9 protein-coding genes are annotated in these 11,983 nt (G+C 41.2%); 7 read left to right on the forward strand and 2 right to left on the reverse strand.

All coding sequences use genetic code 11. The features are described 5' to 3' along the window. Nucleotides 1-59: 59 nt before the first annotated feature. The 4 genes from ABLV07_RS04425 (at nucleotide 60) to ugd (ending at nucleotide 5,980) form a co-directional block, all read left to right on the forward strand. On the forward strand, nucleotides 60-1,835 hold the full coding sequence (locus tag ABLV07_RS04425; RefSeq protein WP_157195247.1) for a type I secretion system permease/ATPase: 1,776 nt from the start codon (nucleotides 60-62) through the stop codon (nucleotides 1,833-1,835). A 52-nt stretch (nucleotides 1,836-1,887) separates the two neighbouring features. Continuing rightward, nucleotides 1,888-3,219: an HlyD family type I secretion periplasmic adaptor subunit gene (locus ABLV07_RS04430; protein WP_047047459.1), complete on the forward strand. Its 1,332-nt coding sequence runs from the start codon at nucleotides 1,888-1,890 to the stop codon at nucleotides 3,217-3,219. After that, the gene (locus ABLV07_RS04435) at nucleotides 3,219-4,595 is read left to right on the forward strand and encodes a TolC family outer membrane protein (RefSeq protein ID WP_157195380.1); all 1,377 of its coding nucleotides are present in this window, start codon (nucleotides 3,219-3,221) and stop codon (nucleotides 4,593-4,595) included. Before ABLV07_RS04430 ends, ABLV07_RS04435 begins: the two co-directional genes overlap by 1 nt. A 218-nt stretch (nucleotides 4,596-4,813) precedes the next feature. Next, entirely contained in the window at nucleotides 4,814-5,980 is a 1,167-nt protein-coding gene (gene ugd / locus ABLV07_RS04440) for a UDP-glucose 6-dehydrogenase (RefSeq protein WP_042896039.1), read from the forward strand. Nucleotides 5,981-6,114: 134 nt separating this feature from the next. On the opposite strand, the gene ABLV07_RS04445 is transcribed toward ugd, so the two are convergent. Together ABLV07_RS04445 and ABLV07_RS04450 are read right to left on the reverse strand one after the other, a co-directional pair. Then, entirely contained in the window at nucleotides 6,115-6,210 is a 96-nt protein-coding gene (locus tag ABLV07_RS04445) for a small membrane protein (protein WP_164514905.1), read from the reverse strand. 301 nt (nucleotides 6,211-6,511) lie between these two features. Next, the gene (locus tag ABLV07_RS04450) at nucleotides 6,512-7,519 is read right to left on the reverse strand and encodes an NAD-dependent epimerase (RefSeq protein WP_126027220.1); all 1,008 of its coding nucleotides are present in this window, start codon (nucleotides 7,517-7,519) and stop codon (nucleotides 6,512-6,514) included. Between the two features lie 1,044 nt (nucleotides 7,520-8,563). Between ABLV07_RS04450 and ABLV07_RS04455 the strand changes: the two genes are divergently transcribed. Genes ABLV07_RS04455 through ABLV07_RS04465 form a run of 3 tightly spaced genes read left to right on the forward strand, consistent with a single transcriptional unit; the run spans nucleotide 8,564 to nucleotide 11,977 of the window. Beyond that, the gene (locus ABLV07_RS04455; protein ID WP_126027524.1) at nucleotides 8,564-9,331 is read left to right on the forward strand and encodes an ABC transporter permease; all 768 of its coding nucleotides are present in this window, start codon (nucleotides 8,564-8,566) and stop codon (nucleotides 9,329-9,331) included. Continuing rightward, on the forward strand, nucleotides 9,331-10,071 hold the full coding sequence (locus tag ABLV07_RS04460) for an ABC transporter ATP-binding protein (protein WP_049056271.1): 741 nt from the start codon (nucleotides 9,331-9,333) through the stop codon (nucleotides 10,069-10,071). Before ABLV07_RS04455 ends, ABLV07_RS04460 begins: the two co-directional genes overlap by 1 nt. 13 nt (nucleotides 10,072-10,084) lie before the next feature. Further along, the gene (locus ABLV07_RS04465) at nucleotides 10,085-11,977 is read left to right on the forward strand and encodes a DUF4422 domain-containing protein (protein ID WP_126027221.1); all 1,893 of its coding nucleotides are present in this window, start codon (nucleotides 10,085-10,087) and stop codon (nucleotides 11,975-11,977) included. The last annotated feature ends 6 nt before the right edge of the window (nucleotides 11,978-11,983 follow it).

The following is an 11,983-nucleotide window of genomic DNA, read 5'->3' on the forward strand; positions in this document are numbered from 1 at the left end:
GATTGCTCTACTGTTGGTAGAGGTGTGGCTGAAGGTACACAAAATTAAGGGAAAAAGCAGTGGAGCACTATTTACCGCGCAATGAAATTGCGGATGTTATACGCACACGCAGTAAAATATTCTGGACCGTTGGTGTTTTTACCGCATTCATAAATATTTTAATGTTGGTACCTTCGATTTATATGCTCCAGGTTTACGACCGGGTGCTGCCCTCTGGTAATGAAATCACTCTGCTGATGCTAACTCTCATCATGCTGGCCATGTTCGGTATGATGGCATTGTTAGAGTATATTCGTAGCATGGTAGTGATACGCATTGGTGCGCAGCTTGATATGCGCTTAAATACGCGTGTTTATACTGCGGCATACGAGGATAATCTCAAAAACAAATCTGCTGATGCAGGGCAGATGCTCAATGATCTGACCAACATGCGTCAGTTTTTGACTGGCAGCGCGCTTTTTGCTTTTTTTGATGCTCCTTGGTTCCCGATATATCTGCTGGTTATTTTTCTGTTCAATCCGTGGTTGGGGTTGTTCGCATTAATTGGTTCTCTAATACTGATAGCTTTGGCCATTGTGAATGAAATGGTTTCTAAAGAACCACTGGCTGAAGCGAGTAAGTTCGCGCTGCAATCCGGCAGTCTTGCCAGCACTAATCTGCGCAATGCGGAAGTTATTGAAGCATTGGGCATGTTACCGAATATCAAAGGTCGGTGGTTTAGCTTGCATCAGCGATTCCTGAAAAGTCAGCGAATTGCGAGCGAACGCGCTTCCCGAATCAGTTCTATTACTAAATTTGTACGTCTTTCTTTGCAATCCCTGGTTCTTGGACTTGGTGGCTGGTTAGCTATTGATGGGCATATTACTCCGGGGATGATGATCGCGGGTTCTATTCTGATGGGCAGGACGCTTGCGCCTATCGAACAAGTCATTAACGTCTGGAAAAGCTGGAGTTCCGCTAAACTATCTTATCAGCGATTAGTGAAATTATTGGATCGCAATCCTCTTCGGGGTACAGGTATGTCTCTGCCGAAACCTCAAGGGGCGCTGAGTGTGGAAAATGTTTCTGCGATACCGCCTGGCGCGCAAGGCGAAGCGGTATTACATGGTGTGTCATTCAACTTACAGGTTGGCGATGTGCTGGGCATCATTGGGCCCAGCGCATCGGGAAAATCGACGCTGGCACGATTGTTAGTTGGAATCTGGCCTGTAAGCGAAGGAATTGTGCGTCTGGATGGCGCTGATATCTATCAGTGGAATAAAGATGAACTTGGTCCTTACATAGGCTACCTTCCGCAAGATATTGAATTGTTTGCCGGTACCATCGCGGAAAACATTGCTCGATTTAATGACGTCGATGCTGAGAAAGTTATTGCTGCGGCGAAACTTGCTGGGGTACACGAACTTATATTGCGTTTCCCTCATGGCTATGACTCCGTGATTGGTAACGGTGGTAGCGGGCTTTCAGGGGGACAAAAACAACGTATTGGCCTGGCAAGGGCACTATATGGCGACCCGTCTCTGATTGTCCTTGATGAACCTAACTCTAATCTGGATGATGCCGGCGAATTGGCTCTGAATAAAGCGGTTGCTTTACTTAGGGAACGCCAAAAAACGGTGGTATTGATTACGCATCGAACCAACTTGCTATCGATGACTAGTAAGTTGTTACTATTAGCCAATGGTAAGGTGAATGCATTTGGTACCACCCAGCAGGTACTCCAGGCATTGAATAATGCTCAGAGAACCCAAGCAGCGCAGCAGCAAGCAATACATGCAGTTAATAATGAATTGCATGAAGGCAATGGGGATATCCCTAAAACACAAATAAACTAAATTAAGGCGTGCCAGTCAATAGCTGTCGCTATCTGTTGTTGAAGGGGTGAATATGTCTTCTCAAATTAACCAGCCACTTAATAATGATTTTCAGTCAGACTCTACCGATGAGAGAAAATATACGCGTTTCGGATGGTTGGTGATTGGTATTGGTCTTTGCGGTTTTCTTTTATGGGCGGCTTTTGCTCCTCTTGATAAAGGCGTTGCGTCTCCGGGGTCAGTAACTGTTTCCGGAAATCGTAAAACTATTCAATCTCCTGGTAGCGGTATTATCAGCAATATTGCGGTTAAAGAAGGGGATAAGGTCAAGGCCGGACAAGTACTGGTTCAAATGAGCCAGGTTCAGGCGCAGGCGCAGGTGGATTCTCTGAAGATCCAATATTATACAACTCTGGCAACAGAAGGGCGTTTGTTGGCAGAAAGAGATAACCTGGATTCCATTAAATTCTCTGACGTTTTCAATGCTGTCAAAGACAAACCGCGCGCTGCGGAAATATTAGCATTGCAGCAACAGCTTTTTATTTCTCGCAGACAGGCATTACGTAGTGAGGTTGATGGTTTCAGACAGTCAATTGATGGTATACGTTTCCAGCTGAAGGGCTTACAGGATTCCCGGGCGAACAAACAAATTCAGCTAAACAGCATTCGTGAACAGATGACAAGTATGAAACAGCTTTCTGCTGAAGGATATTTGCCACGAAATCGCTATCTTGAAGCTCAACGTCAGTTTGCAGAGATCAGTAGCAGTATTGATGAAACTATAGGAAGAATCGGGCAGTTGCAAAAACAATTGCTAGAGTCACAGCAGCGCATAGACCAACGTTATGCGGATTATCAGCGTGAAGTGAGGACTCAGTTAGCGCAAACGCAAATGGATGTTAATGATTACAAAAACAAACTTGATATGGCCAACTTTGATCTGGGGAATACAGAAATTATCTCTCCGGTGGATGGTACTGTTGTTGGATTAAATATTTTTACCCAGGGAGGCGTGGTCGGCGCTGGCGATCATCTTATGGATGTCGTACCCAGTGAAGCTGCACTGGTTGTAGATGCTCAATTAAAAGTACAACTTATCGATAAAGTCTATACCGGGCTACCCGTTGACCTCATGTTTACCGCCTTTAACCAAAACAGAACACCAAAGATCCCCGGTACTGTGACGCTCGTCTCGGCGGACCGTTTAATTGATAAAGCAAATGGAGAAGCCTACTATCAGATGCAGGTGACGGTTACACCGGAAGGCGCCAAAATGCTACAGGGCGAGGAAATCAAACCCGGGATGCCGGTTGAGGTGTTCGTTAAAACGGGTTCACGTTCGTTATTGAGTTATCTGTTTAAACCTATTTTGGATCGCGCGCGTACTTCATTGACCGAGGAATAATCGTGAGTTTCATGAAAAGGAAGAAAGTTAGTCTGGCCGTTAGTTCAATAGCTTGGGTCTTATCTGCACCAGTGTATGCATTAGGCATTTTGGACGCCTATTCGCTCGCGCTGGAAAAGGATCCAACGTTTCAGGCCGCAATTAAAGAAAAGGAAGCCGGGGATGAAGCAAAAAATATTGGGCGTGCAGGCCTGTTGCCTAAAGTTTCTCTTAATTATCAAAATGCGCCACGTAACTGGCAGACGCAAAAATATCAGACGAGTGACATTTTTGGCAATGTAAGCGATGTGACCAAACGACAGCAATACCGCAGTTATGCTGGTTCCGTGACCTTAACGCAACCTCTATTTGATTATGAGGCTTATGCAAAATATAAAACCGGGGTCGCACAAAGTTTAATGGCGGATGAAAAATATCGCAGTAAATACCTCGATCTTGCAGTTCGGGTAATTTCTGCTTATGTCAGTGTTGCATACGCAAAAGATCAAATTGCATTAGCTGAGGCCCAGAAGGCGGCCTATAAAGAACAACTTGCATTGAATGATCGCCTGATGGCTGCGGGTGAAGGTACGGTAACGGATGTTGCTGAAACTCAAGCAAGGTATAGCCTGGCTGAAGCTCAAGTCATCGAGGCCAGGGACGTCTTAGATTCAGCTCAAAGGGAACTAGAAGTTATCATCGGAATTCCCCTCGACCAGCTAGATGCATTGCAGACGTTACGACAGGGCAAATTCCATGTCTCACCGCTACGTTATACAGCTTTTGATGATTGGCAAAAATTAGCCATGGAACGCAATCCACAACTGGCTTCATCACGTCATGGCGTGGATGCCGCACGTTATGATGTTGAACGCAACCGGGCTGGTTTTATGCCACAAGTTCAATTATATGCATCGCATTCGGAAAATGATTCCAGTAGCGACAATACGGTAAATCAGAAATATCGAACCGACAGCGTTGGGGTTCAGGTATCAATGCCAATTTATTCTGGTGGTGGAGTGGCAGCTTCAACAAGACAGGCCGCGGCACGTTATGGCCAGGCTAAGTATGAACTGGATGCTCAGGTCGGTTCAATCATGAACGATCTTCGCAAACAATTTAATCAATGTATTAGCAGCCAGGCAAAGCTCAGGGCTTATGAACTGGCCGTAAAGTCTGCAACTACGCAGGTAGAGGCTACACGGCAAAGTGTGCTCGCAGGGCAGAGGGTGAACGTTGATGTGCTCAACGCGGAGCAACAACTTTACGCTGCACAGCGAGATTTAGCCGAGGCCAAATACACTTATATTAAGGCCTGGATTTCGTTGCTGGGTGACTCAGGTACCCTGAGTGAAAAAGATATCATGCAAGTTGCGGAGTACTTTCATCGTTCTTGATTTGGGGGAGCGTGTTATGAAAAGAGTGTAAAAGAATTTGACTTTACCTCTCCTGAATCCGGTATGACACTGTGTTTCTAGCGCTACGCCATACGAAGGGGACTTACTACGACCAGCCAGCGACTTGACTTCACAATTCGCAAAGGGTAAAACGCCAGCAGTATTTAATTTATTGTGGCGATGTGCCATCATCCCGTTAACTGTAGAAGTGTTGCTCAATGAAAATTACTATTTCTGGTACAGGCTATGTTGGTTTATCGAATGGTGTTCTGATTGCCCAGAATCATGAAGTGGTCGCGCTGGATATCATTCAGACCAAAGTAGATATGCTCAACCAAAAAATATCACCCATAGCAGATAATGAGATCCAACAATATTTAACGGAAAAAAAGCTTAATTTTCGTGCTACGACAGACAAGTATGACGCTTACCGTAACGCAGACTACGTTATAATCGCCACGCCGACTGATTATGATCCTAAGACAAATTACTTCAATACTTCTTCTGTCGAGGCGGTAATCAAGGATGTTACAGAGATCAATCCGAATGCTGTCATGATCATAAAATCAACAGTCCCGGTTGGTTTTACTCGTGATATAAAAGAACGTCTTGATATTGATAATGTTATCTTTTCGCCAGAGTTTCTCCGCGAGGGACGAGCGTTGTACGATAATTTGTATCCTTCCCGTATTGTTATTGGTGAGCGTTCAGCAAGAGCTGAGCGTTTCGCGGAGCTGTTAAAAGAAGGGGCAATTAAAAAAGATATTCCGCTTCTTTTTACTGATTCAACCGAAGCCGAAGCTATAAAGCTCTTTGCTAATACTTATTTAGCACTACGTGTCGCCTATTTTAATGAGTTGGACAGCTACGCGGAAAGTCAGGGATTAAACAGTAAACAAATTATCGAAGGAGTATGTCTGGATCCTCGTATAGGTAATCATTACAATAATCCATCTTTTGGCTATGGAGGCTATTGTTTACCGAAAGATACGAAACAGTTGTTAGCAAATTATGAATCAGTGCCAAATAATATTATTTCTGCGATCGTTGATGCAAATCGAACCCGAAAAGATTTTATCGCTGACTCCATATTGGCTAAGAAGCCAAAAGTAGTTGGTGTATATCGTTTGATTATGAAAAGCGGTTCAGATAATTTTCGGGCATCGTCTATTCAAGGGATAATGAAAAGAATAAAGGCAAAGGGTATACCTGTAATCATTTACGAGCCAGTGATGAAGGAAGATGAGTTTTTTAACTCTCGTGTTATTCGTGATTTAGAGGAGTTTAAAAAAGAATCAGATGTGATTATCTCTAACCGTATGGCTGAAGAGTTGACGGATGTGAAGGATAAAGTATACACACGAGATCTATTTGGTAGTGATTAAAATTCAATGATGGCAGGTGTTTTTTATGAAATGCCTGCCATTATAGTACCTTCGCACGTCCTGGCTCCCTTGTCATATATGTCCTACGAAAATATAATTTATTTTAAATTATTTCTTTTTTATAAACATTGATTTTAATTTTTTTTTCTGTCTTTTATATATGAGAGCAAGGACAATATAGCGATCGCGAGTATTATGGCAGTTAAAACTAAGAAAAATAAATTTTCCATAACAGCTACCAAATTTAATGTGATGAAATTAGTTTAGTCACTTTGACGTCCCTTAATGAAGGGAGCATGCAGAAATAAACATATCTTTTTTTAGGAAAAATCCCACAAAATTTATTGTGCAGTTTAATAAAAAATTAAATGCTATTGTTGGAGCTGATTATATAATATTTATGCTCTGTATCTTGACAGAAGCATATAAAAGACTATCGGTATGGTTTGTAGTAGAATAAAGTTTCTCTTATTACGAGATTGCACTGTTGCACCACAATCTGTCGATTGTGGTGCAACCAAGTTAGCGAAACTAACAACCGGTATAGTATTCTTTATACCAATCCACAAAGTTCTTCACGCCTTGTTTGACCGTAGTTTGCGGTCTGAAACCAACCAGATCATACAGCGGCTGCGTTTCAGCGCTTGTCTCCAGTACATCGCCCGGTTGCATTGGCATCATATTTTTCTTCGCTTCCATGCCCATAGCCTCTTCAAGGGCGGTAATGTAGTCCATTAATTCAACGGGGGAGCTATTGCCAACATTATATACCCGATACGGAGCAGAACTGGTTGCCGGTGAGCCAGCTTCAACCGTCCAGTTTGGATCTGGCTGCGGAATGACATCCTGAATACGAACAATAGCTTCGACGATGTCATCAATATAGGTGAAGTCTCGCTTCATTTTTCCGTAGTTGTAGACGTCGATACTTTGACCTTCGAGCATGGCTTTCGTAAATTTGAACAATGCCATGTCCGGGCGCCCCCAGGGACCATAGACGGTAAAGAAACGTAGCCCGGTTGTCGGAATATCATACAGGTGCGCATAAGTATGTGCCATCAACTCGTTGGCTTTTTTAGTCGCCGCGTAAAGCGATACCGGATGATCCACCGAGTCGTCAGTTGAGAACGGCATCTTACGGTTTAAGCCATAAACAGAACTGGATGATGCGTAGACCAGATGCTCAACTTTAGTATGACGACAACCTTCGAGGATATTCAGGAACCCCATCAGGTTAGCGTCAGCATAGGCATGTGGGTTATCCAGCGAGTAACGGACACCTGCTTGCGCGGCGAGGTGAACAACGCGATCAAACTTTTCAGTAGAAAAAAGTTTCTCCATACCTTCTCGATCCGCTATATCCAGCTTGACAAAACTGAAAAACGGTGAGTCTAAAATATTCAGGCGCGCTTGCTTAAGGTTAACATCATAATAGTCATTCATGTTGTCGATACCGATAACGGTATGGCCAGCCTCAAGAAGACGCTTACTAACATGGAAACCGATGAAACCTGCTGCTCCAGTGATCAAAAATTTCATTCTTACCTTCAGAGTCTAACTTTCAATTTTACATAACTAACAATTTTACACTCGCTTAGCCGGTGAATCACTTAATTTTACTTTTTTCAGAAATGATGGCCTTAAGGATAACTCGTAGTATGTAAATGATGTTTATTATCATTTGAGGCGCACATGAAACTTTCACAAAAGTAGCTGTATATAGTAAAAAGCTGATCATATACAGATGATGATGGTTAACTCTGATATACATGAGTGCAAGCATAAGAAGCTCTAATTTTGTAACATAACAATCACAAGCATATACATTGTAGACATTGAAGAGAGATGCATCCAAAGATAACTCGATGATTATGTTAAAAAAATTGACACCTTAGCCCTGGTTCCAGCATACAGGAGTTTTTCGCTTTTAATCCTGAATCGCGGCGTTATAATACGCTGCTGTAATATTTATCTAGCCAAATTTTTTGGTTGAAGCGTGGCATACGAACGGTAAATGACATGAACGAAAGCCAACATCTATCTGCATTTACTTGTCATCGCGACCATTTTATGCATAGCGGCCAATCTGGTGATTGGCGTTCATCATCAGCGATCGATGAGTCGTAGTCAAAATGAGAAAGTCCTTATGTTAATGACCGAACAAAATCATGAGAGTGGTATCTGGTACATAAATGCTTAGATTTTTATATTGCTCTGATGCCATGATGCCATAAATACTGCCATGTGTCCTTAGGTGGGGGAGAGTACTAAAGTTGATTGAAGTACTGCGCGATTTGGTAGCGATAGCCATGGGCGGTAGCGTGGTTTTTTTTAGCGGTTTTCAATGTAACCATCTGATTTTACACGTTTAAATTCGGTGCTGTATAGCACTCAGGCATCTAGAACAGGTGCTGTGCTGTTAGTGATAAAAACTTAAGAATAGCAGTGATATACAAGTTGAGTTGGCCTGCAGCAAGGAGTTGTTAGCTTCAGGGGGAGTAAGCTATGTATTGCTGGTAGGTTGCGTCTGGTATGGTTAGGCTAATGTGCGGAAATATTGCAGAATAATATATGAGTAAAAAAATGAAGTACAATCTAGGATATTTGTTTGATTTATTATACGTGATAACGAATAAGGATTTGAAGGTCCGGTATAAAAGTAGCGTATTTGGATATTTATGGTCAATAGCCAATCCATTGCTATTTGCAATGATTTATTATTTTATTTTTAAGCTAATCATGAGAGTTCAAATCCCTAACTACACACTCTTTTTGATTACCGGACTTTTCCCATGGCAATGGTTTGCTAGTTCGGCGACCAACTCTCTATTTTCATTTATTGCGAACGCGCAGATAATTAAGAAAACGGTATTTCCTCGGTCTGTTATTCCATTAAGTAATGTAATGATGGAAGGGTTACATTTTCTTTGTACCATCCCAGTTATTATCGCATTTCTTTTTATCTATGGCATGACTCCTTCTTTGTCTTGGGTATGGGGGATTCCATTAATTGCGATAGGACAAGTAATATTCACTTTTGGTGTATCTATAATATTCTCGACTTTAAATTTATTCTTTCGTGATTTGGAACGTTTTGTTAGTCTGGGTATTATGTTGATGTTCTATTGTACACCAATTTTATATGCCTCAGATATGATTCCAGAAACCTATAGTTGGGTAATCACCTACAATCCACTGGCAAGTATGATTCTAAGTTGGCGGGATTTATTCATGAATGGTGTGATAAATTACGAATATATCTTAATACTTTACATCACTGGAATTATCCTGGCGATTCTTGGTTTGGGCATTTTCAATAAATTGAAATATCGATTTGCAGAGATATTGTGATGGAACCAGTAATTAATTTTAGTCATGTTACAAAAGAATACCCATTGTACCATCACATTGGATCTGGTATAAAAGATCTTGTATTTCATCCAAGAAGAGCCTTGCAGTTATTAAAAGGACGAAAATATCTGGCAATAGAGGATATTTCTTTTACTGTTGGAAAAGGGGAAGCTGTTGCACTGATTGGACGTAACGGCGCTGGGAAAAGTACATCGCTCGGCTTGGTCGCAGGGGTAATTAAACCAACTAAGGGTACGGTCACAACCCATGGACGCGTAGCGTCCATGCTCGAGCTAGGCGGAGGATTTCACCCGGAATTAACTGGCCGTGAAAACATTGTTCTCAATGCTACACTTCTCGGATTACGTCGAAAAGAAGTACAACAGCGAATGGAGCAAATTATAGAATTTTCTGAATTAGGCGAATTCATAGATGAGCCGATTCGTGTATATTCCAGTGGTATGCTAGCAAAGCTTGGTTTTTCTGTTATTAGCCAAGTTGACCCTGACATTTTAATTATCGATGAAGTACTTGCAGTTGGAGATATTTCCTTTCAAGCAAAATGCATTAAGACTATTAAAGAGTTTAAAAATCGTGGTGTGACAATATTATTTGTTAGTCATAATATGAGTGATGTAGAAAAAATATGCGATAGGGTTGTTTGGATCGAAAATCACCGTCTCAAGGAAATCGGTTCAGCTGAAAGAATCATCGAACTTTATAAACAAGCAATGGCCTAAATCTGGTAATTAAATGAATAGTATTAAGATCTATACCTGTCATCATAAGCCGAGCGCATTTCTTAGTGCTTCTATTATAAAACCGCTGCACGTAGGCAAAGCCAACTCTTATAATGACATTGGCTCTATTGGTGATGATACAGGAGATAATATTTCTTTTAAGAATCCGTTCTACTGCGAATTAACTGCACATTATTGGGTTTGGAAAAATGAATCTCTTGCCGATTATGTCGGTTTTATGCATTATCGCCGTCATCTGAATTTCTCTCAAAATCAGAATTTTTCGGAGGATAATTGGGGGGTAGTTAATTCACCTGTTATCGATGTAGAGTATGAAAACCAATTTGGGCTAACGGATGCTGAGATACAGAAGTGTATTTTAGGTTTTGATCTGATATTACCTAAAAAATGGTCAGTTACTTCTGCGGGCAGTAAAAATAATCTCGAACATTATAAAAATGGAGAATTTTTACATTTACAGGATTATCTGACTGCACTTGAAATAGTTGAAGAGCTATATCCAGATTATAAAACAGCTATTCAAGAATTTAACAATGCAACAGATGGTTATTATACGAACATGTTTGTGATGGGTAAAGACATGTTCATAGACTATTCAGAATGGTTGTTTGAGATTTTGGCTATTCTTGAAAGTCGCATCTCTATGAGCAATTACAACTCGCAGGAAAAACGAGTTATTGGACATATTGCAGAACGTCTTTTTAACATTTATATTATTAGGCAACAACAAAATCGTGCTCTTAAGGTAAAAGAACTGCAGCGAACTTTTGTTACAAATGAGACATTCAACGGAAAGTTAAATCCAGTTTTTTCAAATGCTGCGCCAATAGTAATTAGTTTTGATGACAATTATGCCATCAGTGGAGGTGCCCTAATAAACTCAATTGTCCGGCACTCGGATAATAATACTAATTATGATATTGTTGTACTCGAAAACAAGGTTAGCAATCTTAATAAGAGGCGCTTAAACCATCTTGTTTCGGCGCATAAGAATGTTTCACTCAGGTTTTTTGATGTGAATGCATTTACTGAAATGAATGGTGTGCATACGCGTGCACATTTTAGTGCATCAACCTATGCTCGCTTGTTCATACCGCAGCTTTTCCGTGAATATGACAAAGTGATATTTATCGATTCCGATACTGTGGTGAAGGCCGATCTGGCTAATTTACTTAGTGTCGATCTCGGTAACCATCTTGTTGCTGCAGTTAAAGATATCGTCATGGAAGGCTTTGTCAAGTTTGGTGCCATGTCGGAATCTGATGATGGCGTGATGCCTGCTGGCGAGTACCTGGAAAAAACGCTCAAAATGAGTAATCCAGACGAGTATTTTCAGGCGGGAATAATCCTCTTTAACATCGCCCAAATGGTAAAAGAGGATACCTTCTCTGAGCTCATTAAAGCGCTCAAAGAGAAGAAATACTGGTTCCTGGATCAGGATATTATGAATAAAGTGTTCTATGGCCGGGTTGAATTTTTACCGCTGGAATGGAATGTTTATCATGGTAATGGCAACACGGATGATTTTTTCCCAAATCTCAAGTTCGCTACATACATGCGATTTTTGAAGGCCAGGCAAGCACCATGTATGATTCACTATGCTGGTGAAAACAAACCGTGGAATACGGATAGAGTTGACTTTTATGATGATTTTCTGGAAAACATCATCAATACCCCATGGGAAAAAGAGGTTTACTCTCGTCAGTTATCAATAATAAATTTATCAAGCCCAGCGCAAGCTGTGTCTCAACCCCCAATTCTATTCCAAACAAAAGTCAAAAAAATGTTAATGCCTTATCTCAATAAATATGCTCCTGTAGGTTCACCAAGGCGAAATATAATAACCAAATACTATTATAAATTTAGACGCACAATTCTTGGATAAGAACTC

It is taken from the genome of Klebsiella sp. CN_Kp097 (assembly GCF_040064495.1).
Taxonomy (GTDB): Bacteria; Pseudomonadota; Gammaproteobacteria; order Enterobacterales; family Enterobacteriaceae; genus Klebsiella; species Klebsiella aerogenes.